The organism is Parabacteroides sp. CAG:2, from assembly GCF_000436315.1.
Lineage (GTDB): Bacteria > Bacteroidota > Bacteroidia > Bacteroidales > Tannerellaceae > Parabacteroides > Parabacteroides distasonis.
The window spans coordinates 233,752-260,312 of the sequence record NZ_FR885328.1 but is presented as its reverse complement, the minus strand read 5'-3'; the positions used below and the strand labels follow the sequence as shown (position 1 = coordinate 260,312).

Annotated in this window: 17 protein-coding genes; 9 read left to right on the top strand and 8 right to left on the bottom strand. The window is 39.9% G+C overall.

All coding sequences use genetic code 11. From position 1 onward, the window contains the following. Nucleotides 1-263: 263 nt before the first annotated feature. From QVP94_RS17090 to QVP94_RS17050, 9 genes are all read left to right on the top strand, one after another. Nucleotides 264-845 carry an RNA polymerase sigma factor gene (locus QVP94_RS17090; protein WP_005860132.1) on the top strand — a complete coding sequence of 194 codons (582 nt, stop codon included), beginning with the start codon at nt 264-266 and terminating at the stop codon, nt 843-845. Between the two features lie 68 nt (nt 846-913). Continuing rightward, nucleotides 914-1,915 carry a FecR family protein gene (locus QVP94_RS17085; protein ID WP_009016717.1) on the top strand — a complete coding sequence of 334 codons (1,002 nt, stop codon included), beginning with the start codon at nt 914-916 and terminating at the stop codon, nt 1,913-1,915. Between the two features lie 154 nt (nt 1,916-2,069). After that, complete coding sequence (locus tag QVP94_RS17080) at nt 2,070-3,560, top strand: SusC/RagA family TonB-linked outer membrane protein (RefSeq protein ID WP_022193075.1); 1,491 nt, start codon at nt 2,070-2,072, stop codon at nt 3,558-3,560. 11 nt (nt 3,561-3,571) lie between these two features. Continuing rightward, on the top strand, nt 3,572-5,422 hold the full coding sequence (locus QVP94_RS17075) for a SusC/RagA family TonB-linked outer membrane protein (protein ID WP_022193074.1): 1,851 nt from the start codon (nt 3,572-3,574) through the stop codon (nt 5,420-5,422). A gap of 23 nt (nt 5,423-5,445) precedes the next feature. Continuing rightward, a complete protein-coding gene (locus QVP94_RS17070) occupies nt 5,446-7,263 on the top strand; it encodes a RagB/SusD family nutrient uptake outer membrane protein (RefSeq protein ID WP_022193073.1) in 1,818 nt (605 codons plus the stop codon). Between the two features lie 21 nt (nt 7,264-7,284). Beyond that, on the top strand, nt 7,285-8,052 hold the full coding sequence (locus QVP94_RS17065; protein WP_005860123.1) for a DUF3823 domain-containing protein: 768 nt from the start codon (nt 7,285-7,287) through the stop codon (nt 8,050-8,052). Nucleotides 8,053-8,313: 261 nt separating this feature from the next. Then, entirely contained in the window at nt 8,314-9,261 is a 948-nt protein-coding gene (locus QVP94_RS17060) for a tyrosine-type recombinase/integrase (RefSeq protein WP_005860121.1), read from the top strand. A 359-nt stretch (nt 9,262-9,620) separates the two neighbouring features. Next, nucleotides 9,621-10,349: a DNA-binding domain-containing protein gene (locus QVP94_RS17055; RefSeq protein WP_022193072.1), complete on the top strand. Its 729-nt coding sequence runs from the start codon at nt 9,621-9,623 to the stop codon at nt 10,347-10,349. 29 nt (nt 10,350-10,378) lie between these two features. Continuing rightward, nucleotides 10,379-12,775, top strand: a complete 2,397-nt coding sequence (locus QVP94_RS17050) for a C10 family peptidase (protein WP_022193071.1) — start codon at nt 10,379-10,381, stop codon at nt 12,773-12,775. Nucleotides 12,776-12,809: 34 nt separating this feature from the next. Here QVP94_RS17050 and QVP94_RS17045 read toward each other — a convergent pair whose 3' ends face one another. The 8 genes from QVP94_RS17045 to QVP94_RS17010 all read right to left on the bottom strand — a co-directional run bounded on the left by QVP94_RS17045 (nt 12,810) and on the right by QVP94_RS17010 (nt 26,546). Continuing rightward, nucleotides 12,810-13,580: an SGNH/GDSL hydrolase family protein gene (locus QVP94_RS17045; RefSeq protein ID WP_005860134.1), complete on the bottom strand. Its 771-nt coding sequence runs from the start codon at nt 13,578-13,580 to the stop codon at nt 12,810-12,812. Between the two features lie 165 nt (nt 13,581-13,745). Further along, the gene (locus QVP94_RS17040; protein WP_005860138.1) at nt 13,746-16,226 is read right to left on the bottom strand and encodes an alpha-mannosidase; all 2,481 of its coding nucleotides are present in this window, start codon (nt 16,224-16,226) and stop codon (nt 13,746-13,748) included. Between the two features lie 13 nt (nt 16,227-16,239). Then, nucleotides 16,240-18,522 (bottom strand): GH92 family glycosyl hydrolase, encoded by a 2,283-nt coding sequence (locus QVP94_RS17035; RefSeq protein WP_005860140.1) that lies wholly within the window; start codon nt 18,520-18,522, stop codon nt 16,240-16,242. A 75-nt stretch (nt 18,523-18,597) separates the two neighbouring features. Further along, on the bottom strand, nt 18,598-20,148 hold the full coding sequence (locus tag QVP94_RS17030) for a RagB/SusD family nutrient uptake outer membrane protein (protein WP_005860143.1): 1,551 nt from the start codon (nt 20,146-20,148) through the stop codon (nt 18,598-18,600). A 22-nt stretch (nt 20,149-20,170) separates the two neighbouring features. Beyond that, complete coding sequence (locus QVP94_RS17025) at nt 20,171-23,566, bottom strand: TonB-dependent receptor (RefSeq protein ID WP_036629103.1); 3,396 nt, start codon at nt 23,564-23,566, stop codon at nt 20,171-20,173. Between the two features lie 178 nt (nt 23,567-23,744). After that, the gene (locus QVP94_RS17020) at nt 23,745-24,740 is read right to left on the bottom strand and encodes a FecR family protein (RefSeq protein WP_005860147.1); all 996 of its coding nucleotides are present in this window, start codon (nt 24,738-24,740) and stop codon (nt 23,745-23,747) included. 169 nt (nt 24,741-24,909) lie between these two features. Beyond that, complete coding sequence (locus tag QVP94_RS17015) at nt 24,910-25,488, bottom strand: RNA polymerase sigma factor (protein ID WP_022193070.1); 579 nt, start codon at nt 25,486-25,488, stop codon at nt 24,910-24,912. 227 nt (nt 25,489-25,715) lie between these two features. Continuing rightward, entirely contained in the window at nt 25,716-26,546 is an 831-nt protein-coding gene (locus QVP94_RS17010) for a metallophosphoesterase (RefSeq protein WP_005860151.1), read from the bottom strand. Between the last annotated feature and the right edge of the window lie 15 nt (nt 26,547-26,561).

The window sequence follows — 26,561 nt, the reverse complement described above, 5'->3', positions numbered from 1 at the left end:
AAACGATCGTCTAAATCAACCGTTTTTTTTAATATTGAATATGCTTCATTATGAAGAGCTAACTACATGAAAAGAAAGAAGATAAATGAAAGCTTTGAATATTGTAGGTCAGAGAAAAAGTTAGCTCTTCATAATGAAGCATATTCAATATTAAAAAAAACGGTTGATTTAGACGATCGTTTAAACTAGTCGTTTTTGTAAGAAATATTCTCTGTAACTATCTGTAAATGTTATGATAAGGATAGAGTTTCAAATTCTGAGAAATGAAAGTAACAAAGGAAATAATCTCTCGGCTGCAGGAAGGAAATATGCTGGCGTTTCAGTCTGTATATGAATCGTATAGCGCTCATATCTATAATTTTATCTATTCCTTATTGTATAACAGGTTAGAGGCGGAGGACTTGACGCAGGAAGTCTTCGTTAGGATCTGGGAAAAGAGAGATTCACTGGATATAGATAAGAATTTTGATTCCTATATTTTCACGATTGCCCGTAATTTAGTGTATGACGAGTGGGATTCCCTTTTCCATGCGGAGCTATATATGAAATCCTTAGAAGCAGATTGGGATGAACGGGACACTTCAAAAGTCGAAGAAGATATTACGGTAAATTCGATAGGACAATATATTGATTCTCTTATCGATAAATTACCGGTATCCCGTCGGGAAATCTTTTTGCTTAGTCGTAAAGAACACTTATCGACGAAGGAAATCGCACAACGTCTGTCTATCTCCGAAAGAACCGTTGAAGCCCAGATTTACCGCTCTCTTCAGTTTTTAAGGAAGTATTTGGCGGAAGAAGGGATCTTGCTTTGGCTCTTATCTTTTGTTGTTAATGAATATTAAATGCGAAAAAAAACGCTTTGCTTGTAAGTAGTCGCTTCGGGCAAAGAGTATATAATCATGTAAAGCGTATGGAAAAGAGTGAATATATCATATTGTTAGAACGTTTCTTGAAAGGAGAGACTACTCATGACGAGGAACGGATTCTGGTGGATTGGTTCAAGAGCGATGTCTCCCGGGATGAATTAAGGAACTATATCCAGCGGAAATGGGAAATTGCGTCTAACAGTTCTATTCCTACGGATTTGAAGGAGCGAATGTTCCGGAAAATACAAAGTCGTATTGAGAGCGTAGCGGTCGAGAAGAAGGAAGTTGGGCGTTTTTCTCTTCGGAATATCATGCGTTATGCGGCTATTGGTTTGTTGGTGATCTGCGCCGGTTTGGGAGGACATCTGCTGACAAGGTATTCACGGTCGGTTGGTGCGGAAAAAGACTATCTGGTCTTTGCTGCTAAAGGACAGAAAGCGAGCGTTGTCTTACCGGATGGTTCCAAGGTTTGGCTGAACTCAGACTCAGAAATCAAGTACACAAACCTATATGGAGATGGAGAACGCATCATATCCTTGGATGGAGAGGCTTATTTTGAGGTAGCGAAAGATAGTCTCAATCGTTTTGTCGTACAAGCGGGCGATTTAGCGGTAGAGGCGTTGGGCACTTCTTTTAATGTAAAGGCTTACGAAGAAGATAATCAAGCCGTGGTCACCTTGTTTCAAGGAAAAGTAAAAACGAGTGTCGGACGAGACGAGGCGTTCTTATTACCGGATCAAGCGGTTACTTACTTGAAAAACAAGGGGCAACTGAAAAAATCCACACTGAATGACGCATATAGGGCCTGTCTATGGCGGAATAATGAGTTGGCTTTTAATGATGAGGCTTTAAGCGAGATCGCCGTATTGTTAAACCGGATGTATAATATCCAAGTAGTATTTAAGAGTGAGAAGGTTAAAGCATTACGATTCACGGGAGTGATAACCAATAATAGCTTGGATAATATTATCGAACTAATCAGTTTGACATCGCCTATTATATATACATCAAAAGGAGATACTATTATTATTGATGAAAAAAAGTAATGCCTATGACGAAGGACTTGAGATAACAAATGTCGGGCTTATATGGCTAAATCAATCGTTAACTTTTGATATGTTTTTGTGAATAGTCCACTCTGCGAAAAAGAGTGGAAGCGTATCATATTGTGTAAATTATACTATTAAAAACACGTGGAAAATGCGTAAAATTAAACAAACGGTACGAACAATCTTATTGTGTGGCTTCCTATTTGCTTATACGGACGCCACTTTTGCGCAGATAACTTTATCTGTGAAACAACAACCTGTTCGTGAAGTTATTAAAGAGATCGAAAGGATCAGTGATTATCGTTTCTTTTATAATGAAAACTCGATTCCGATGGAGAAACGGGTTACGGTAAACGTAAAAGATAGCGATATCGAGAATGTACTTAATTTGATCGCCGATCAGATGGGTATATCGTATGTTATTAAAAACAACCAAATCGCCCTATCCGCTGAAAAGCGAGTGAATGTAGCCCAGCAAACAAGGAAAGTGCAGGGGACGGTGGTAGATGATCTAGGGGTGCCAGTTATCGGAGCGAACGTATCCGTAAAGGGTACCACCAACGGTACGATTACGGATATGGATGGTAATTTCTTGTTGGAAGTGCCTAACAATGCCATTCTGGAAATTACTTATATTGGCTATCGCCCTCAAGAGATCGCTATAAAAGGGCAGACTCGAGTCGATATTAAATTAGCGGAAGATACTCAAAAATTGGATGAGGTCGTAGTGGTCGGTTATGGTACGCAAAAGAAAGCGACCTTAACCGGAGCTGTCGCCTCCTTGAAGGGCGAGGAACTGGCAAAGGTTAGCCAACCGAATATGAAGGCAAACTTGATCGGTAAGATCCCGGGTGTACGCTATCAAGAGTCTACGGGTGAGCCAGGTGTCGATAGCTCGGATCGATTTAATATCCGTGGTTTTGGAGAGCCGTTAGTTATTGTGGATGGAGTGGAACGTCCGTTTACCCAGATCGATCCGAATGAGATCGCTTCTATGAACGTCTTGAAAGATGCCTCCGCCGCTGTGTACGGTTTCAAAGGTGTGAATGGTGTCATCATTATTGAGACGAAAAAAGGTGAGATGAGCCGCCCTAAAATTAACTATAGCTATTCTATCGGTTTGCAATCTCCGGTAAAGAACCTTGAGATGATGAATGCGTATGAATATGCCTATTACCGTAATCAAGCGTTGATGAACGCCGGACAATCCAAGCGTTTTACGGATGAAGAGGTCGAGAAATACCGTACAGGTTCGGACCCAATCAATTATCCGTCCACCGACTGGTATGCGGAAACGGTCCGCAAGGTTGCCCCGAAACAACAGCATAACTTGAATATCAATGGAGGTTCTGAGAAGATCCGCTATTTCTTCTCGTTAGGATATTTGGATCAAGAGAGTATCTTAAAATCTACCCAAGAGTTTAAGCGCTATAATTTCCGCTCAAATATTACGGCTGAGATCACCAGTAAATTGAACGCTGAAGTGGGCCTAGGCGGTCATATCGATGATTATAAATATCCGTATTGGACGGGCGATGAAGGTATCGAGTTATTTACAGCGATTAAGTCGAACGCTCCGAATGTCCCTGTCTATGCCAATAATAAAAAAACTACTACTATAATTCGGACAATAATGAATTGAACCCGGTAGCCATGCTCGATCGTGACGCTACAGGCTTCAAGGATAAGCGCAATGTCGAGTTTAACGGTCAATTAGCCTTGAATTATGAGATCTTTAAAGGACTAAAAGCCCGTGCTTTCTTCGCCTATGATTATACCAACTTGGCTCAGAAAGAGATGAAGACGGCCTGTACGTTCTATACCTACGATTCGGTTCAAGATACGTATAACCCGATAACGAAGGTCGCGAAGGGAGAGTTGATGGAGAAAACTCAACCTTATTATAAGACTACCCAGCAATACTCATTGAACTACAAGAATACATTCAATGATTTGCACGATGTGGAAGCTCTGGCTTTATGGGAGTGGAAAGAGACGAATACGAACTGGTTCATGGCTAGACGTTATTATTCGACAACATCGGCTATACCTGAGCTAGATAGAGGTGACGTGGATAATATGTATAATGAAGGAAACTCTGCGGTCTATAAATATGGCGGTTTAGTAGGCCGCTTGAATTATGTCTATGCGGGTAAATATATGGCTGAGTTCAGTTTTCGTTATGATGGCTCTTATAAGACGGCTCCGGATAAACGTTGGGGATTTTTCCCTGCCGTATCTGCTGGCTGGCGTATTTCTGAAGAGCAATTTATGAAAGACTTGGTACCTCAGATGGATAATTTGAAACTACGTGCCTCATGGGGAAGCATTGGTAATGATAGCCAACTAAACGCTAGTCAGTTCGTCAGTGGATGGCAATTTGAGGATCGATTTATATTGGGAGGCGCAGGAAACTCTTCGGCTTCGATTACGAATGGTATGAAAGAAGCGAATTTGGCGAATCCGAATATTACTTGGTATAAGGTAATGACTACGAATGTTGGTTTGGATGGCTCTTTCTGGGGCGGTAAGCTTAGTTTTGAGTTCGATTACTTTTATCGCAAGACGACAGGATATCCGGCGACACGTAACACTTCTTTACCAACTACCTCTGGTATCCCTTTGCCGCAAGAGAATTTGAATAGTAGTGATAACCGTGGTTTTGAATTGTCTTTAGGTACTGTCCAACGGATCGGGAACGTGAATTTACAGATCAAAGGAAATGTGGCTTATGCTCGTGAAAAGGATTTGTATAAGGAGCAGGCATTACCACTGAATCAATATAAGAATTGGAGAGACAATGGCGCATATCGTTGGAAAAATGTTACTTGGGGGTATGAACATATCGGTCAGTTCCAGTCTTATGATGAGATCTATAATTCACCGATCCAAGATGGTAAAGGTAATTCATCGTTACGTCCAGGTGATATTAAATATAAGGATCTGAATGGAGATGGCTTGATTGATGCGAATGATGAGAAAGTGATAGGTAAAGGAACTTTCCCTGACTTAAATTTCGGGTTGACATTAGCTGCGGATTGGAAAGGCTTTGATGTGAATATCTTATTTCAAGGAGCCTCGAACTATACGCAGGTATTGAATGCCTTGACCAGTCCTTTCCGTGGACCGGGCGAGGGAAATGGTTTCCGTGTATGGATGGATAGTTGGCATAAGGCGGATTATAATGATCCGGATAGTGAGTGGGTACCGGGCAAATTCCCCTCTTTACGTATTGAGGGTAATGATAATAACTCGAAAAAATCCACCTATTGGACGACTGATGCGTACTATGTTCGCTTGAAATCTATTGAGATTGGGTATACCATACCCAAGAATCTTTTAAGCAAGGTGGGTATTGAGCATTTGCGTGTATACGCTAATGCGTATAACCCCTTGACGATTACGAATGTCAAATATACAGATCCAGAGGCAATAGAAGGTTGGCAAAGTTTCTATTATCCACAATTGAAAGTATATTCATTCGGTGTTAACGTTAGTTTCTAATAGGATTTAAAAGAAAAATGAAGATGAGAAGAACTATAATTTATTCCTTGTGTTGCGCTTCCTTATTACTTTCTTCCTGTGATTTGGATGTTCCTGTGACCGACCGTTTGCCGGATGAGGAAGTTTGGAAGGATGATAATCTGATAACAGGAGTGTTCTCTAGATTGTATAACCAGATGCAGATGGAACATAACTCCACTTATTTTGAGGGATGGGATGTTTGGAATGTCAGCTTAGTGACCGCTTCGGATGAGGGTACAGGAGCTTACCAAGCTGGGGATCTTGGTACGGGTGACGTTGCCCGTGCGAATTTCAATGATGAGTGGTTTGGTCTGTGGGAGGACGGTTTTAAGGCTGTTCGAGCGACGAATCTGGTATTACAAGAGCTGAATGTGGCCGAGATGCCGGAAAGCAAACGGCAGCAATTGATCGCCGAGGCTCGTTTTATTCGTGCGTTCCATTATTTTAATCTGGTAAAACGCTACGGAGGCGTTCCTATCGTGACAGAAGTGCAGCAATATACCGGTCCGGAAGACTTGTATGGCTTACAAGTTTCCCGTGACAAGGAACAAGAAGTCTGGGATTTTATTCTAACTGAATTAGACGAGTCCGCTTTGGAATTACCGGAGACCCGTGAATCTGTGGAAAGAACCCGTGCCACTCGATATGCGGCTTATGCGTTGCAATCTCGTGCGGCATTGTATGCGGCATCGATCGCTAAATACGGCAAAGTGCAATTGAACGGTATCGTTGGCGTGAATAGCGATGACGCTAACGCATATTGGGCGAAATCGATCGAGGCGGCGGATAAAGTGATTAACTCGGGTAAATATACGCTTTACAACCAGTATGCGGACCGGGTGGAGAACTTCCGGAATATGTTTCTGGAGAAAAGAGGATGTTCGGAGTTTATCTTCTGGAAAGAGTTTCTGGCTACCGATCTAGGCCATTCTTGGGATTTATTGAATGTGCCGTTTAGCTTCGTGCAGAATGGCTATGGTTGCGGGCAGAATCCCACACTCGATTTAATAGAGGCTTTTGAATATAAAGATGGTTCAGACGGTACCTTGAAATTGAAGGATACTTCTGGCAATTATATCAAATATGACTCTCCATTGGATCTATTTAAGGACAAGGACCCACGTCTTCGGGCGACTTTCTATTTACCGATGGATGAATGTAGGGGAGGGATCGTCGAGATTCGTCGGGGTATTTACGATGCCTCTAAATCTGGGGATGCCCGTTTTATCACCAGCAATAACGTGAACGAGTATTATGGTGAGGAAGGTAATCAGATGAAGATCTTAGGTAAGGATGGCGTATGGGATACCGGGGATGTTGGAAAGACCGGCTTCTATACGAAGAAGTTCTCAGACGAGGGAGTGATGGATATCTCCGGGAATAAATCAGATGCTCCATGGCCGGTGTTCCGTCTGGCCGAGATGTATTTGAACAAGGCGGAAGCCGCTATGGAATTAGGCAAGACGGGCGATGCCGCTACCGCATTGAATATGGTTCGTGAGAGAGCGGGCATCCGTACGCTTTCTGCCGGGGAGGTTTCATTGGATCGTATCCGTAATGAGCGCCGTGTAGAGTTGGCGTATGAGAATCATCGTCATTGGGATTTAAAGCGTTGGCATATCGCGCATATCAAAATGGCTGATTTCCCGACCATGGCGCTTTATCCATGGTATATCTGGGGGGAAGGTAAATATATCTTTACGACTGGTAAGGCTCCGAAACCTAATAAGGTATTCTTGGAACGTAACTATTACATAAAGATCAAGGATAGCGATATGGGTAGTAACCCGATGTTGGCTCCTAATAATCCCGGTTTCTAATTAATGAAAGGAAAAAGAATCATGAAAAAGATCATATATAATATAGCGATTGTCTTGGCGGCTTCTTGCCTCTTTGCCTCCTGTGAGGATGATAATTATGATGAGCCTAATTCCGGTATCAAAGGCCGCTTTATCGATGCGGAAACCTCCGAGGTTGTCCCGATGCCGGTACAGGGTACCAGCAGTATCCAGATACGTATGTATGAGCGTGACCGTTATTATTCTACGGGTGATGATTACTCGCAGCTTCCGGTTATCACGTATCCCAAGATCGATGGGACTTACGAGAACTCGTGGATGTTCAGTAAGCAATATATCTTGACGCTGGAGCAGACTAATTTCTATCCGGTGGATACGATGGTGGTTGATCTGAACGCTGGTGGACTGACGGATCAAGATATCAAGGTGATTCCCTACGCCCGAATCAAGGTAAACAACGCTGTATTCGAGAACAAGAAGTTGAAGGTATCTTATACGATCACTCGTAGCAAGGATGACTATAAGATAGAGAATGCTTTTTTGGCTTGGCATATCAGCCCTTATATCGATAAGATGTCCGGTAACTCGGAGGAATTGGTGACTGTTGATTATACGAACGTGTCCGATAAGGATATCCTGAATACGATATTAACCCAAGAGATCGGCTTAAGTGAAAGTGCGAGTTTCAACAATAAGGATAAGCAGGCCATCATGAAAGGAAACGGAAATAAGATGTATATCCGTGTTGGTGTAACGACAAACGGTAAGGTTAATTATAGTGAGGTCGTCCCTGTAGACGTCTCTTTCTAAAAGTACTTTATTCCGGTAGAAAGGGATTATCTCCGACTTATGTGGGATAATCCCTTCCTCTTTTAAGTTGGATAACATTAATCTATAAAGATTCCCCGTAGCTACTATTATTTATCCGGAGTATAAAGCCAACAAGGGCTACGCCGACTTCTACGTGATGACCGACTTGATTCACGAGCCCGAGATGGACTTGGCTTGATCTTGTTTTTATGCTATTTTTGATGGTAGATAATAATACGTTTAATCATCAAAAAAGGAGATATGAGCAAGAGAAAGAATAACCGCTTGGGCAAGGCGGGCATCACATTTTATACCTATGCCACCGAACGCATCCGGGAGAAACGTTTAGCGGGGAAACATAACACTGCCGATTTATATAGGACGACCCGTAATTGGATCTGCGCCTTTCTGGGTAGGAGAAACCTTCTTTTCCCGGAGATAACCCCGGGCTTAATAAGCCGTTTTGTCGCTTATCTGCAATCCGCCGGCTTGCGAGTGAATACCGTGAATACATACCTCAGCAACTTTCGCTCGATTTATAACCAAGCTTGTCGGGATGGTCTGTTGCCGGCTTGCGTCGTATCGCCTTTCGCGTACTTGAACTTGAAGCGGGAAAGAGCCGGATCTAGGGCGTTGGGAAACGAGTCGCTCCGGGAGATCGTGACCTTGAAGTCTGAGGAGCCGGATTTGGCGTGCGTGATCGACTATTGTACGTTCGCCTATTTATCTTGCGGCATGCCTTTCGCGGATATGGCTCGCTTGACTACGGCGAACCTGTATGGCGAGGAGATCGTATATCGGCGTAAGAAGACGGGGACCTTAATCCGTGTCGGGATAACAGCGGGGATGCGGCGGTTGATTAATAAGTATGCGGACGCTTCTTCCCCGTACCTTTTCCCTATTTTATCTCCGGGTAGAGAGGTAGGGCATGAGGAATACAAGGCGATACTGCGTTCGTATAATAACTCGTTGAAGAAGATCGGTCGTGCGCTATCTCGCCCCATTCATCTGACCTCGTATGTTTTCCGCCATACATGGGCAACGAACGCCTTGCGGAAACAAGTCCCTTTATCGATCATTAGCCAAGCGTTGGGGCATACCTCGGAAAAAACAACACGTTTTTATCTGGCCTCTTTGGAACAGTCGGAATTGAATCGTGCGAACGCTAGGGTGACGGAAGAGGTGGATTTGCTTTTGGCGGCTGGGTGATGCCCTTATTCGCGAAATAAGGGGAGGAGCCTATTCAGCATAAAAATTACCTATAATAGGCTATTTTCAACGGAAGGCTTGGCAAATGTAAAAAATATTATTGATAAACAATCACTTTTATCTATTTATTAAGAAATAGGAATTGAAGGGGATACAGATATCGTATCCTCTAATTAATCCAAATTTATGCTTATTGCGCATATATCGTGGATATGCGGTTAAAAATAGTGGTTATGCGTGTTTTTTTTAGTTTATGTTGGACGTGCGATATCTCTTCCCCTTATTTCGCGAATAAGGGTGATAAACATTATTAAAAGGTAACGCCCCACTACCACGGGGCATTAAAGACAAAAAACATCATGGCAGAAGAAAAGACCATCTTGACCGTAGATCTGTACGATAACGTGTTAACCGAGAAAACCGGCGATTTCACCGGAAAGATCCGCATTACCGGAACCACGCGAACCTCAGACATCTCGAACCGCATCGTGAAGAAACGCACCGAGTACCGCCCGGAGACGATCACCAACATCCTCGACCTCTCCTACGACGAGATGATCGAGGCCCTCGCCCAAGGCCGTTGCGTGGTGAACAAGTTCGGGCAATGGCTGCTCACTATCAACGGCTCGTTCGACGGAAAGAAATCAGACTTCCGCTCTACGGAGAATAAGATCACCGTAATGTTCACCCCCAGCGCCACCCTCCTGAAGGCGCTAGAAAACATCTACGTGAACGCCGACGTAGCTACCGTGGGCCCGATGATCGAGAGCCTCACGGATTCCACCACGAACGAGAAGAACCTCCATATCACTCCGAACGCCCCGGCTATCATCTTCGGCAGCACGCTGCTTATCAAGGGGGATGATCCATCTGTAGGCGTCTACTTCACCAAGGACGAGGAGGGCGCCACGCCAACGAAAGTCTCCCTTATCGTACGTAACACCAAGAGCGAGATAATTATCCAGATCCCGCAACTCGCCGAGGGGCAGTACTGGCTGAGCGTCACTACGCAGGCAGGTGCGGGCTATTCTCTCGTAAAAGATCCACGCACCTACAAATTTCCCATACCCCTTACTAACGAATGTTAAATCATTTATTCATTATAAATTTATAATTCATGAGAAAACAACTTTTACTAATGCTGATCCTTTGCCTGTCGGCCGCTATGGTCTGGGCGGAAAGGATAGACGTGTCCACGGCCCGCAAGGTGGCGGAGAACGTGGCTAATGCGGGTTCGGGCTTGCGCTCGGCTGGAGACTTATCGTTGGTTTATGCGGCGGCACCGGGAAAATCAAGTTCTGCGTTACGAAGCGGGACGGTTGATGGTGCTGTGGACTATTTCGTGTTTAATGTACCGGGAAACAAGGGATTCGTGATCGTCTCCGGTGATGATCGCACTTATCCGGTTCTGGGACAATCGGACGAGGGTAATTTTGATCCGAATAATTTGCCGGACAACTTGCGTGCGATGTTAGCTTTCTATCAAAGCCAGATCACTTATGCCGAACGTAAAGACTTGGAAGCCTCGGTGAATATCCAAGCCGAGTGGGGGCGATACCTAGCTGGTAATTTGAGGGCGGATTCTACCGAGGTATTGCTTACAACCGCAAGGTGGGATCAAGGAGATCCGTACAATCGGCAGACACCCATCATTGATGGATACCATGCTGTAACCGGATGTGTAGCTACGGCACTTGCCATTGTCATGAGATATCATGAGTATCCGGTAGAGACTGTTACTAGCAGTAATAGAGTAAATGAATATTGGAGTGGACTTCCTGTTTCCTACGGGCCGTATGAGTGGGACAAGATGCCTCTTATTTATAAAGATGGAGAATTTACGGAGGAAGAGGCAAATACTGTAGCGTCCTTGATGTGGCAGATTGGGGCCAATGTTGATATGGGGTATTCTGTTGATGGAAGTGGAGCTAATACAAAGAATGCGATAGAGAGGCTTAACTCTGTATACGGTTATAGTGATGGCTTGCGATACGTTAATAAATCGGATTATCGTTGGACAGAATGGAAAAAGTTGGTAAGAGATGAATTGGAAAGTAATCGACCTGTTATTTACAGTGGGAATAATAGCGAAGGTGGCCATGCTTTCATTTGTGATGGCTATAAGGAAGATGAGGCTTTTCATATTAACTGGGGGTGGGGAGGTATCAGCAATGGATATTTTTTACTTTCCGCATTGGATTCCGACGGCGGGGATGATCCTTACGTTTTATATGGGATGGGAATAGGTATACGTCCTCCAATGGCTGGTGATACGAAAATATATATGTTGAAGTATTTGTCTCTTGAGCTTTCAGGTCAACTAGCGGTAAATACAGATTTTACGATTAACGTAGGTGCGAAAAATATAGGGAATGCAGAGTTCTACGGTTCAGTGGATATGGCCGTGATCGGAGCGGATGGAAAAATCAAGAAGCGTATCAGTACGCCATCACCAGAGGTTTCAATTTGGATGCAAAAGTCTACATATTGGGATTTCAAATGCCAGCTGACCGAGGCTCTAGCAGAGGGAGAGAAAATTCTTCCGGTTTATTCAAGGGATGGAGAGAATTGGGTAGTCATGACAGGTACGGCTGAGGCTCCTTTATATATTGATATGAATGGAGTGCGAAATTCAAATGATGATCCGGACGATCCGAATGTAAGACCTATAAATGTGAGCATTCGTTGGAATGGTTTTGATGACAAGTATTTGGCAATAACGGGTTTGGATAACTCTGAATATAACGATTACAATACAGATAGGATTTCTTACGGTCTCGCCAATGTGGCGGAAAATGTCATTTTGCGTTATACCTTGAAAGATTATGCCGCATGGAAAGGACAATTGAATGTTTATTATGGTGATCGCGATATTTATAAAGCAAATCAAGGGACAAAGGCCGAGATCGGTACAGATGGCTCTTTCGACGTGCCGGTGAGCCTGGAGCAAATCACTAATGGGTCATACATAAATTATCTCAAGGTGCTGTCTGCCAAGGCTGGCGAGTTGGTTTACGATATTCAAATATATATCGAATCCGATATGGTTAATTCTAAGGGTGGGGTAAAAGATAAATCGATGGTATTTTTGAATCGCATCGAAGGAAAGATTACTCCAGACCCTGTCATTGGAACCGTGAATACGGAAATACCTTTCACTTATACTTTTGATAAGGCAGATCCTTGTCTTGTGGGAAAAGAGGTTAAACTATCTACATCTTTAGTTGCAGAGTCAATAGACCAAATTAAGTTATATTATGTAGATGGCGAACAGAAGACAGAACTTAAACTAGAGACGATTGATAAGAATTATCATTATACAAAAGAGCCATTAGCTGTCGGTAATCTTGCGGAGGGGGCTAGTTATCGGTTCTTGCTAAGTTCGGGGCGGCCAATTACAGAAGATGAATACGCAGTGACGAATCTAGACGATCGTTTTAATCATTCATTTTCATTGTATGATAACAAAATAAGAGGCTTCCCTCACCACTATGAGACAGCCTCTTACCTCTAGGAGAAATAAATATATTATCTCCGATCTCCCTACCTTACTTTTTTAATCCTGTTGCTTCCAACCAGACATTTGCCATTAACTGACGGCCCGGTAAATCGGGGTGTACACCATCCGCTCCCCAATAACGAGCTGGAGCTAATTTTAACGCAGCGTCGAATGCCGCTTGGTAGGGAACAAATATCGCATTAAACTCATCGGCTAGTTTTTTCAACGATGCCCTGTAACCATCAAACTCCGGGAACCATTTGGCATCATCAATGGCGGATCCGCCACGTAAAGCGAAAGGCTCTCCTAGCACTAGTTGGACATTGGGAAGTTTTTCCTTCGTATAATGTAGCAGATCTTGTAAATCCCTTTCATAAATCCCTAATGATCCTTTATAATTTCCCATCAATATATGCCAGAAGTCATTTACTCCAATCAAGATACTTAGCACATCCGGCTGAATAGCCAAGGTATCCAGTTCCCAACGATCTCGTAACTGATATACCTTATTGCCCCCTACACCACGGTTATATATCTTCAATTGCTTATCTGGATAATCACTCAATAAGGTTGAGGCGGCAAATAAGGCATATCCCATACCCATTTGCTCGGGTGTATTACATTGGTTACAGTCATATTTTCGAAACATATCCGTTATCGAATCACCTTGAAAAAGAATCACACTATCCTTTTCCAATTTAATCTTCGGAGATACATTTCCATTTTGTTTACTCACTACTGCCTTCGCCAATTCCGACATGGTTAACATTCCTAAGCCCGCAAAAGCCCCCTTTCTCAAAAAATCCCTTCTTGTGTTCATCATTCTAAATATTAAGATTCATTCTTCTTAATATATACGACTCATTCATTTAAATCACTTACAGAGACAGTCTTTTTAACATAAAAAGAAGATACATCAATATGACATACCCTCTTTTTTAGCGTAACTCTCTATTCTCAAACAGTATCTTACAATATTAATTAATCATTTAATATCTAATCTAACTGTCTTAAACTGCCAAGGAGATAAATTTAAATCTTTTACATTCGGTCGTAAAAGATTTCCATCTAGATCAATTTCATTCAAAACCGTATTTTGAGTATTAAATTTAACAGATGAAGACTTTGTCAATTCTCCATATTTAAAATAACGGGCCCAAATTCCACCTTTATTGGGATATAAAGCCGTTAAAATAACATCATTCTCTAATGAAGCATTCAAAGGTTGCAATTCACAATCCATCGTGTTAGACGTTTTTATAGTCTGTACACTTGGTGTTTGAAACGCATATTCCAATGATCGTTTTGTAAGATCAGCTTGTTTCCAGTCTCCTTGAAAAGGATATAAAGCAAACTCATAACTGTATTTACCATAAAGAGGCCGTATTCCCCACACATAATAATGAGAAAAAGCCAGTGGAATAGACAAGCATTGCTCATCCTCTTTTATACTCCCCATATTACCTTTATTAAAAATCGCTATCCCATTATCTCCGTCCGTCAAAGCCGTCCAATAGTTTCCTTCGATATACTTATCAGAAGTTTCTGATATCGCAAAAGGAAGATCTCTTATGCCTACCGAAGTCTTCTCTAGTTGATGAAAAAGTTTAAACCGAAGTTTTTCTTCATGAATAAATCCAGAATGCCAATCCCGCTTATCTTCTGTCGGATGACCGATCATCTGGCCATTGAAATCAAACGAGACCTTACAATCAATGACAGGTTTATCTTCATAAAGCATAACTTCATAAGTATATGGAATATCATCTATATACCCATGCTCCACTAACTTTATCCATGGCATATATCCTTTCGATTTGTAAATACTCCATCTTCCCTCCGAAACTTGGACATTTCCATCGATAGTTCCTTCAAAAAAAGCGCATTTTGCTTGGTTATTATTGAAAATCACTTGTCCCTTTGAGGATTTAAGATAGTCAAACCCACCTTTCTCATTTAATTTAAGATTATAAAATGGGGTTCTGATTATTAAATTCTCCTCATCATACTGTATGTTATCGACTGGATTATTCATCTCCGGTTCAGCCGCCATAATTGAAAAAGAGGTTAAACTAAGAGGTTTCAAATCAGGCTTAAATATAACAAAAGCATCCAACAAACTACCATCAGAATATTCATTTGAATTTACAACATAAGCAGGATAACTTTTATTTCCACTTCTCACGATAAAATTCTTAGCCTCACCTTTATGAAGAGAAATGTAAGCCATAACCCAAGGAGAATGCTCCCATGAAAGAGGATTAAAGACTGTAACTTGTTTAAGTCCTTCTCCTTTCATCTGATTGGCAAAGAAATTCATAGATTTTTCGATAACCAGATTAGATGTCTCATAAGATCGAGGCAGAAGTTTTCTCGCTTCAGGTATTAGCCCCACAATCTGTATGTCATGATGTTGAGCTAATAACAAATCTTTCCAAGCTTTGTCCAAATCATTCTCAAACGCTTCTCCACCATACATCTTACTAAAGGCAGCCAACCGTTCAGCGATCAAGATCTCCACTTCCGCTTTCCTAGACTCATTCCATATCTCATTTCCGCAATACCCCCATGGCATACGAACCGTAAAGTCATTGGGACGAGTCCTCATAATATCTGTCGCTTGAGGATATTTTCTTAATAACTCATCCAACAATATGAATTGGAATTTCGGTTTTTTGTCATACTCAGCAACAAGCTCCTCTCTACGTAACCCGGAATCGTCCGCTCTAGAGGCCAACAAAGGATTTATATGTTTGAATTGTTTCCTATAATCATCAAGAGACTGAGGAGCATCCTTACTCGGATATCGGGTAAGTATCCACGTATCTACCGTTGTTTTCCCAAAAGCGGCACCTTCCCCTTCATAAGTCGGAATGGTTGAGATCCTGCTACCATCAATCCCCTCCCATAATCCAATGGGATAGTTGAATGTAGGATTATAGCCATACATCATGAAATGAGTTCTCATAATCGCTCCGTCAAAACCAAATCCGTTTATGATCTGAGGAATCTGACTATGCATGGCATGTTCGCTCATCAAATACACCGGAGGACGATAATTGAATATTTTTCGTTCGGTATCAAGCGCATAAGCGATTTGCCGTATGTTTGACTCGTCACTAATAAATTGGGACAAAGGCTGCCCGTACGTACAGGAACCGATACCGATTCTTCCATCATACGCAGAAAGGATATCTTTCATCTCTTTTAGCAAATGCGGCTCATCCTCGGCAAAATGATCATAAATCTGAGCCTCATTATCCAGCCCGATCTTGAAAGAAGGATATTTATCCAACCACTCCGTAGCGTTTTTCAAACGCTCAATAAAATGTTCCCCACCCCATAATATTAATCCTCCATGATCATAGGTAAGAATATACGTAGTGTCATTTAAGCCTTTTTGCCCTAATAAAGTAATGGGAAAACATAACAAAAATAAGTACGAGATAAATCTTTTCTTATTCATAAAATTGATTATTTTACTTTGATGAAATCGGTGTTAAAGATACAGGTAAATTTTCTATATCCGTTGCCCATTTTTTATTGGGACGTGGCCCCATATTCAATAATAAAGTACCTCCTTGCATTAGTTCCTCATGGGTAAACCAAGCTCTATTGAGCTCCTTGCCATTCATAGAAGCAGACTGAATATATTTATTCTGCGTTGAAATATTCCTACATTCGATTGTGAATTTTTTCCCATCCCCTATATCAATCGTAGATTTCTCAAAAAGAGGACTTCCAATATCGTAAACAGGTCTTCCGGGGACAACAGTGTAAAATCCCATAGCACTAAGGATATACCAAGAAGACATTTCCCCATAATCCTCATCTCCACAAAAACCCAATGGGCCATCCCCATACCAAAGGTCCAAAATCTGCCTAATCCGGCGTTGGGTCATCCATGGTTTTCCCGCATAATTATATAGATAGGGAATATGCCAAGTTATTTCGTTCCCATGAGAATACATTCCAATCCATCCTGTCATATCTGGATATTGTTTAAGAAAATCATATTTCTTATATAGTGGAACATTCGTCTCAAACATCTGCTGGAGTTTGGCTACAAAAGGCTCCTGTCCTCCCATTAAGTTTATTAAGCCTTGAGGATCATGTAAAACATACCATGTATAATTCCATCCATTATTTTCCGTATAAAAATCTCGTCCACCCTGTCCTCCAGACCAAATAGGGTCAAATGGCTCAATCCATTTCCCATCTGCCGTCTTAGGTCGCATAAATCCAGATTTCGAATCAAAAACATTCCGATAATTATAGGCTCTATTCAAGTAATATTGATAATCATCTTCTTTTCCAAGCTCTTTTGCCAGAATAGACATGCACCAATCATCATAACAATTCTCTAATGTCAAGGCTACAGATTGGCGTCCAAAACCAACCTCTTTGACCCACTCCGGCTGATCACTAGGTTTAGCCGGATAAAATCCCTTTTCTAAATAGACCTTATCCAATTCGTTCAATCTCCAATCTTTACCAATATGCCGTGAAAGCATCGTGGCCTCCTTCGAATTACGTTTCATCGCCTCATAAGCTTTTTCGATATCAAAATCCCTAAAGCCTTTCATATAAGTATCTGTAATTGTAGCTACCTCATGACGTCCGATCATATTTCGATATCCACCACTATTGACCAGCCAATCTCCCTCATCCTGCATACGAATATAGGAGCGCATGATATCATTCTGGATCTCAGGCTCAAGCAATAATACCAATGGAAATAAAGAATGATGAGATCCCCAATTAGAACCAACTTGATAGAATGCATGTCCTTCGGTATCGTGAACTTGTTTATCCAATCGGCTGTAATATCGTCCATATTCACTTCGATCAAGAGTTTGGCTGCCCAGCATTACACGATAAAGCGCACTATAAAAAATAGTCTTTTGTTTATCTGTCCCTCCTTCGATTTTTATTTTTCCCAATGCATTATTCCAAATTTCTCGACCATCATTTTTTACCTTATCAAAATCCCATGCAGGAATCTCCATTTCAAGATTCCGCTTAGCTTGTTCCATATCAATAAAAGAAACCCCTATTTTTACCATGATTTCCTCATCTTGTGAGGTGTCAAAAGTAACCAAAGCTCCAATATCCAATCCTTCTTGTTTTACATCTTGGCTTATCAAGGAGTCTTTCCATGTGACATAAGACCTAAAGGGCTTACTAAAAATCGCATAATAATAAGCAGTTTGAGTACTATCAACAGCCTCTACCGATTCAATGCAATTATTTCCCACAACTCGGACACATTGATTATTATTCATCAAAATGTTAGATTCTGAAGACTTTGGATATTTGAATTTATAGAAAGAAGAATGCTGTGTAACAGTCATTGCCGCCTCAATATCATAATCTTCAAGTAATATCCATGAGTAATAAGGAGTCACTTGCTCAAAATCATGATCAAAACCTGATGCATAATCATTCGGATTAATTCGTGGAGCTCCAGTTGTGGCCATAATCCAAGAAAATGGCTTAGTCGTATATTTAGGTAATGCCCGGACTGAAAATCCGGATATACGGTCTGCAAGATACCTATCAGCTAGCGGGGGATAAGGATTTTGTCCGATTTGTACCATTCCATGAGGAAGTTGTACCATAGAAGCCGTAGCGACAAGTAAATGCCCAATAGTACCAATATTAGGATTCACATAGTCTACAGGCTCTTTCGGGGGACTATATACACAAGATGATGCCAAAGCGATAAATGATACTATAAAAATTGCGAAAGTAGTTCTCATGTGTTAATGATATTATATTAATGGAAAGGCAAGCTTTCATCTCAAAGCAGCGAAAGCTTGCCTATTATAAATTATTTAACTCCATCCCTCATTCTGAGGATTTAAATTTGGATTTGTATTAATCTCAATAGAAGGTATAGGCCAATTCAAATATTGTTTTTTGAATGTCACCCCACTTTCATTTTGGAACGTAAACGCATCTACAAAACGATTATTTTTTAGATCATAGGCCTTCCATGTCCGTAAAATATCAAAATAAGCTTTATTTTCAAAAGCAAGCTCATGATATCGCTCTTTCCAGATAAATTCTCTAAAAGAATCTTTAGTAAATGTGCCTGCATCTGGAGTAGATAAACCTGCTCGATCCCTAATTTTCTTAATCTGCTCTACCGCAGCTTGAGAGGGACCGGAAACTTCATTAGAAGCTTCCGCATAGATTAATAAAACTTCCGGATAGCGTAATAAGGTATAATTCTCATCACTTTTTTGATCACCATTATTACCGGCAGCCTCTTCCAACCAATATTTATATAAACCTATCGGGCTGAAAGAAATAGGAGTTCCATCTTTTTCATATGTATTAAAAAAGAATGTATTTGTTTCACCTAATGTCAAATTCGCACGCCGATCTCCTTTTTCATAAGACTGTACAAATTCGTCGCGTACAGTTAACGCCCCATACTCATCCGGGAACTTAGAAATACCGCATTTCTCAGGAATAATAAGTTGAGCGATACCACTAGTGCCTTGATCATTCGTTCCGATTTCCACCTGAACCTGTAAAATCAGCTCTTGCTGTATCTTATGCTCCCTATCATGCAAATAAGCATAATTATCAAACAAAGTATAAGGATATTGGTTGGGTACCCCACTAATTACCTCAAAAGCTTTATCTCTAGCCAACTCATAATTAGCCGACCTATTTAAAGGATGCCCCGCAGTAGTTAAATATACGCTGGCTAATAATGATTTCACCATGCCTTTACAGACACGACCAGAAGCATCATAATCCGGAAGAGAGGTTTTTTCAGCTTCCAACAGATCCGGAATAATTATTTTGTCATAGATATCAGCTACAGATGAACGTTTTGGATAGAAATCCGGGCTATTCGTACTTATCACTTCGGTAATACAAGGGATATCCCCATATAGCCTCACTAAGTAATAATAGTAAAACGCACGTAGAAACAAAACCTCACCTAGCAATTTACTTTTTTCCGCCGAATCCATATCCACTGTTGGTAAATTCGTGATACACATATTCGCATTGGCAATTGCTTTGTAAAATCCTGACCAAACCGTGAAAAACACGCCCTCAATGGAAGCGCTTCTCTGTTGAATCATGTTATTATTATTCGCATTTTGCCCAAGTGTTTTCGCATGACCAACAGGTAACTCTATAGAAATAAATGGAGATTCCCCGTAATTTACCCGAGTAAGGAGTACGTTTAATCCTGAATAAACACCATTTACCGCTGTTTGCGCTTGATTCGCATTTTGGAAATAGTTTTCTTGGGTAATCGCAGATCGATTATCTTCATTCAAATAATCGCTACAAGCTATTGTTCCCAAAAAGAATATACCCAATAAAAAGCATTTTGATAATATTGATTTTATCTTGTTCATAATCTGTATTTTTTTGAGAAAGTTAGAAAGTGATATTAGCACCAAATGAGAATGTCCGAGGTTTCGGGTAACCGAAAGTCTCTATATTTTGAGCAAAGGCCTCGTTCTGAGTAGTTGTATTATAAACCGTTGTCTCCGGATCAAATCCAGGATATTGGCTGATTACAAATATATTTTGAGCAGACAAGGTGACACGTAACGCTTTTAAATGTAATTTTTTACAAATATCAGAAGGTAAATTATATCCTAATGAGATATTTTTACCTCTAATAAATGAACCATTATATAGGCGTGCGTCATCTTTCAAGCTATTGTAATAAGCATTACTTGGCCTGATTTGCTCCAATGTAGCACCTTGATTCTCGGGAGTCCAAGTATCTAGAACCATAGATAAACTATTAGCAATACCTTGGCGCATAGCACAAGTACCTAATCCATCCCAATAAATCTTACTTCCACAGCTATATTGTAATTCTATCACAAGATCAAAATCTTTATATTTAAATGTATTAGTGAAAGTTCCATAGAAATCGGGAATTCCTTTACCTAGTATAACACGATCTGATTCATTGATTTGTTTATCGTTATTTACATCTCTTAACTTCGCATCACCCGGTAATTTTCCATATATCGCAGCTTGCTCAGCTTCATTCTCACCCCAAACTCCATCGCGTATATATCCAAAAAATGATCCAACAGACTCTCCGACTCTCAAAATCGTTAAATTATTAGGAGCCATTATAATATCAGCATCCCCTTGGCTCAAAGCCGTAATCTTATTTTTCAAAGAAGAAAAATTTAGCATACTGGACCATGAGAAATTCTTAGTCTGTATATTTTGTGTATTAAGAGTGAATTCAAAGCCCGAGTTTCGCATATTGCCAATATTTGTAGAAATAGAGCGAAAACCACTTGTCGTTGGAACAGGAGCATTTAGTAACATATCGGTAGTATGCTTAATATAATAATCAGCAGATAACGATATACGCTCATTTAAAAATCCGAGGTCAAGACCGACATTAAATTGCCCAGTTTTTTCCCAACGAAGCAACGGATTAGCCAAAGAGCCCACTCCAATACCATTTTCCCTAGTTCCTCCAAAAGGATAAGCCATACCACTAGTCGATAGATTCGCCATAGAGCCATAAGTAGGAATTCCCGAATTTCCAGTGAAGCCATAGCTAACTCTTGGTTTTAAATTTGAGATAACTTTATTGCCTTTCAAGAAATCTTCTTCAGAGGCCCTCCACCCTAATGCGGCAGAAGGAAAGAAAGCAAATCTATTATCCTCTCCAAATTTAGAGGAGCCATCAAAACGTCCTGTCACAGTAACCAAATAACGATCCTTAAATGAATAATTAATACGAGCGAAATAAGATAACATCTTATCTCCGGTATAATTAGAAGATGGCGCCTTTAATGTTGAGCCCGCTCCCATATTATACCATTGATAGTAATCATCTGATATTCCATCAATTGTAGCAACATTCTGAAAATATTCATAACTTTGGGCTTCTTGTCCCAACATAACATTCAAAGAATGCATTTTATTGAATATCGCATTATAGTTCAAAATATTCGACCATAAAATTTGTAAAGAACGATTGTTTGTTATGGATGCTTGATTTCCCCCTACACCATTTACAATATCAGACTGCGTACTATTATAATATGGATTCATATTAATCGTCCGATTTACGCCAATAGTTGACGTAAAATCTAACCCCTTCATAAAAGTAATTTTAGCATAGGCATTTCCCATAAATATATTTGAGTTATAGGGAGTAATATTCTCATTAATCTGTGCTAATGGATTATCAGCAGATTCCATGCCCCCATAATCCTCTCTACGACCATAAGTACCATCATCATATTTATAAGGAACGATAGGGATCATTTCAATCATCATGCGAGGAACATTGTTGTAGCCTACTCTTGTGTCAATGCGTCTTTCTTTCACCTCTGAATAACTAAGGGTTGTACCAAGCTTTAACCAATTCGATACGGTTTGGTCTACGGTAACACGTCCTGAGAAACGCTCTAATTTACTCTCCTTGACGATACCTTGATCATTTGTATAGCCTAGAAACACTCCATAATTTGTTTTACCTGTTGAACCCGTAAAAGATAAATTATGAATCTGACTAAAAGAATTCCGTTCCAACATGTCTTGCCAGTCTATATCATACAAAGGGACAAGTTTTCCTCCTTCCATTTTAAATAACTCACGCTTTCCTTTCGTATTACCAACTAAATAATCTTGTCTTTTTACAGATGGATCAATATATTTTCCTGAAGCGAAACCATTCGGATCAAACTTTTTAGCATTCGCATATATCATATCTTCAACAGCTAAAAACTGTTCGGCATTCAGCACATCCAGCTTTTTCGCTACCGTATTAAGACTGAGATAAGTATTATAGTTGACAGTAATCTCATTCTTACCTCTTTTTGTTGTCACGACGATAACTCCATTAGATCCTCTGGTTCCGTATATTGCGGTAGAAGAGGCATCTTTCAACACTTCTACACTTTCAATATCATTTGGATTCAATATATTAATATCACCGGGAACACCGTCTATAATATACAAAGGTTCATTAGTCGCATTAATAGAAGAATATCCACGGATACGAATCGTTTGATTACCCCCGGGACGTCCTGAGTTAGAAGATATATTAACACCAGCTATACGCCCGGAAATACTTTGTGAAATAGATGTTGAAGGACGTTGCATCATATCCTCACTTTTCACACTACCTACCGCCCCCGTCAAATCCTTTTTTCGTACGGTTCCATAACCGATTACGACAACCTCGTCTAGATTCTGAGTATCATCAGACATAGATATTTGATAGGAAGATTTATCAGTTATATCTATTTCTTTAGAAGAATAGCCAATGAAAGATACTAAAATCGTCTGTCCTTCGATTGCCTCTAAAGAGAAATGACCATCTATATCCGTGATAGTGCCCGTAGTTGTTCCTTTTACAGAGACATTCGCTCCAATAATTGGCTCCCCATTAGAATCCGTAACAATTCCTGTTACTTTTTTAGTTGGAGCTGTTTGCCGGTTTTGTGGGCTCCTCATTTGAATAGCGATCGTATTGCCGGTTCGGGTGAATTCCATACCTTTCTTGGACAAGACTAGGTTTAAAATCTCTTCTACAGTCTTATTCGTGACAGCTAGAGATATATCTTTGTTTGTATCCGATAGTTGATTTAAATAAGTAAAGCGTATATCGGATTTTTTCTCAATCTCGACCAATAATGTTTTTAGGTCGACATTCTCCACAGATAAACTAATTTCACCTTGTGCAAAAGACACATATGGAAAAATTATTAAAATCGCAATTAAACAGAAGAACTTTCTGCACAATTGCTTATCTTTACGCAATCTTTGATTTACTGGATTCATTTGAAAGAAATAAAAAGGTTAATTTTTTGCTGCCTAGGCAGCGGATAATTTACTCAATAGGGTAATACCCTATATTCAGCTGGAGAATCTCGCACATTCTTCAGCTGTTTTTTCTCTTTTAACTAGTGTTGTCCATAGGCGTGATTTTTTGATTATACAAAGGTTAACTACTCTCTATTCACTTTTTGAATTTTATTTTAATATGATTTCCTGTTTTTGTATAGGTGAAATGATAATGTACCTGTAAGTTCCGTAATACGTTATTTACATCCTCATGCAAGAAACTTCCAGTGAATCGTTCTTCGGGAACCTTTGTGGTCTCTTGGTCGATTTCAATTCCATAATAATGTGATATTCGCTCAATAATCTCAGGCCATGATGCCGACCGGAATATAATTTCACCCCGCTTCCAAGCTGTTGCCAATCGTTGCTCTATCGTATTTCGCTCAAATTGATGGGTAATCGTATTAAATCGAGCTGTTTGATCCGGGAATAATGTTATCCGGTTATCCGGATTGTCTATCTCATAAAATTCAACTTTACCATTTACAAGAGCAGTCTCTATCCAATCATCATCAGGAAAAGTATGTATATTAAAAGTTGTACCTAATACTTTCACATACGTTTGCTTGGCTTGGACAATAAATGGTAACTCTTCATCGTGTGCGACCTCAAAGTAGGCTTCACCTTCCAAATGCACATTTCTATCAGTCTTTCCGAAAGAGGCCGGATAGGTAAAAGAACTCTCACTATTTAAAGAGACTTTTGTGCCATCGGGTAAAACTAAAGTGGCCCGTTCACCCTTTCCTGTCTCCATCCGATATTGTGTAGAAGCATAGATTTTATACTGATATTGCTTTGTCACATAATAAATCCCTGTCGCTAATAATAATGGAATAAGCAAGATTGCCGCAATTTTGATAACATGATTGATCAAAGAATGCTGATCTGTTTTCTTTATTCGATGGCTATTGAAAATTGATCTCAATTGCCCGGTTACGGCATAATAGGCTTGCCAATTACGGGGTTCAGATACCGTATGTTTTTCCCATTCTTGAAGAAGGGCCTGTTCTATTTCCGGCTCAGAAGCAGTGTCAATCCATCGCTTGATCGATCGGGCATCATCTTTAGAAGGCTGTTTATATAAATATTTATGTAGTAATTCATTCAGCATAGCATGATTTCTTATAAGTATTTCTATAAGGTAATACAATGAGATTATAAATTACTACTCTAATAAAAGATATGTTCTACAACACATCGTCAAATTAATAAGGACTTAGTTCTAAGCTTGCAGAACCGTAGCCTATCGTAAAATAGGAATAAATCGAGGTAAGTGCGAATTACATTCTTAACAAAAGAAAATACAGCAACATAGATCCATAAACCCGCAATTCATCCCGAAGGATAGCGAGTGCTTTAGATAGATGATTGTAAACAGATTGTTCATTAATCTGTAATTGTTCCGCTATTTCTTTAGCAGATAACCCCTGTTCGTTATAAAGCTCAAAAACGAGGCGTTGTCTAAAGGTGAGTTTTCGCTTTGCCATTGCCAAGTCGGCCTTGAATTGATTGAAATCATAGGAGTCATCTGGCTCTACACTCATAGACTCAGTCTCACAATAAGACAAGAAATCAACAAATAGCGGATCATTCCACTGTTTTTTCATGGCATTGATCACTTCATTTTTTCCAATCTTGAATAACCATGCTTTAAAGGATTCTTCGGGTACAATTCGAGTATGACTATTCCAAACTTTTGAAAATGCGATTTGTACAACCTCCGTTGTAAGTCCATGAGACCGGGTGAGACGAAAAATAAAACCATAAAACAAATCGAAATAAGATTCATACAGACGTTGGAAAGCTTGATGTGAACCTTCTTTTAGTTGGCGCAACAAAATTTTCTCATCTGCTATCATATTATTTCCTTCTCCTTTTAAGTAATCAGATATGGCAAAAATAGCAAAAACTATGACTGTTGGATACTTTACCTAAGAATTTATTTTGTGAGGAGGAAAATGCGCTATAAGACAATAAGGTGCAAATTAACTTAGAGGAACTATCTATCAATATGTATAGAGATCACAAAGACAGACTTCATACTAAAAGAGGATGCTTCATACATCCTCTTTTTATAGACTATCCATTACAAAACAACATCAGAAGGTATTTGCTCTAAATCATAATAGTCATGAACCACCTTATCCGGATATACCTTAATAATTCGAATGCCGATTCGATCTTTACCCAAAGGAGTACAAATAGAATTCGTTATTGTTATATTGAAATCCTCATAAGAACTCATTGCATTATAATGTAAATGTCCCGCAAACATATTACTTACTCGATATTTACTCATAAGATCTAAATATGTTTTTCGTTTTTCTAAGGGAATATTCTCATATCGGTTTGCCTCATTGGATTCTTTCACAAAGAAAGGATAATGTCCGAAAAGAATACGGTGATTACATTTCTGAGAATTCTCTAGAATCTTTTCCAACCAAATCAGTTGAGATTTTTCCTTTTCTTCTCGATTTGCAAAAATAACAGGTGTATTCAATCCTATAAAACAACTATTATTCACTTGAAAAGAAAAACAATCATAACCATATTCATCCATATAATTACTAATAGACTCGTCTGTACACTGTTGACTTAAATCATGGTTTCCTGGTAACACATAAACAGGAATACTTTTTTTTATCAATTTACAAACCCGCTTAAATTCATCAATTTGCTTTTGATCCTTACCATCATTTACCATATCGCCAGTGATAACCACAAATGCAGGATTTAAATTATTGATCGCAGCAATAACCTTTTCCATAATCATTGTCTCTTGAGAGAAACTCTTATTTTTTTCTAACATTCCAAACTGAGGGTCTGATAATTGAATAAAATAAAAAGATTCAGACTGAGCCAAAGTTTTTGTAATGCAAAAAATCGCAACAACTAAATACACAAATAATCTACTCATAATACAATATTTTAA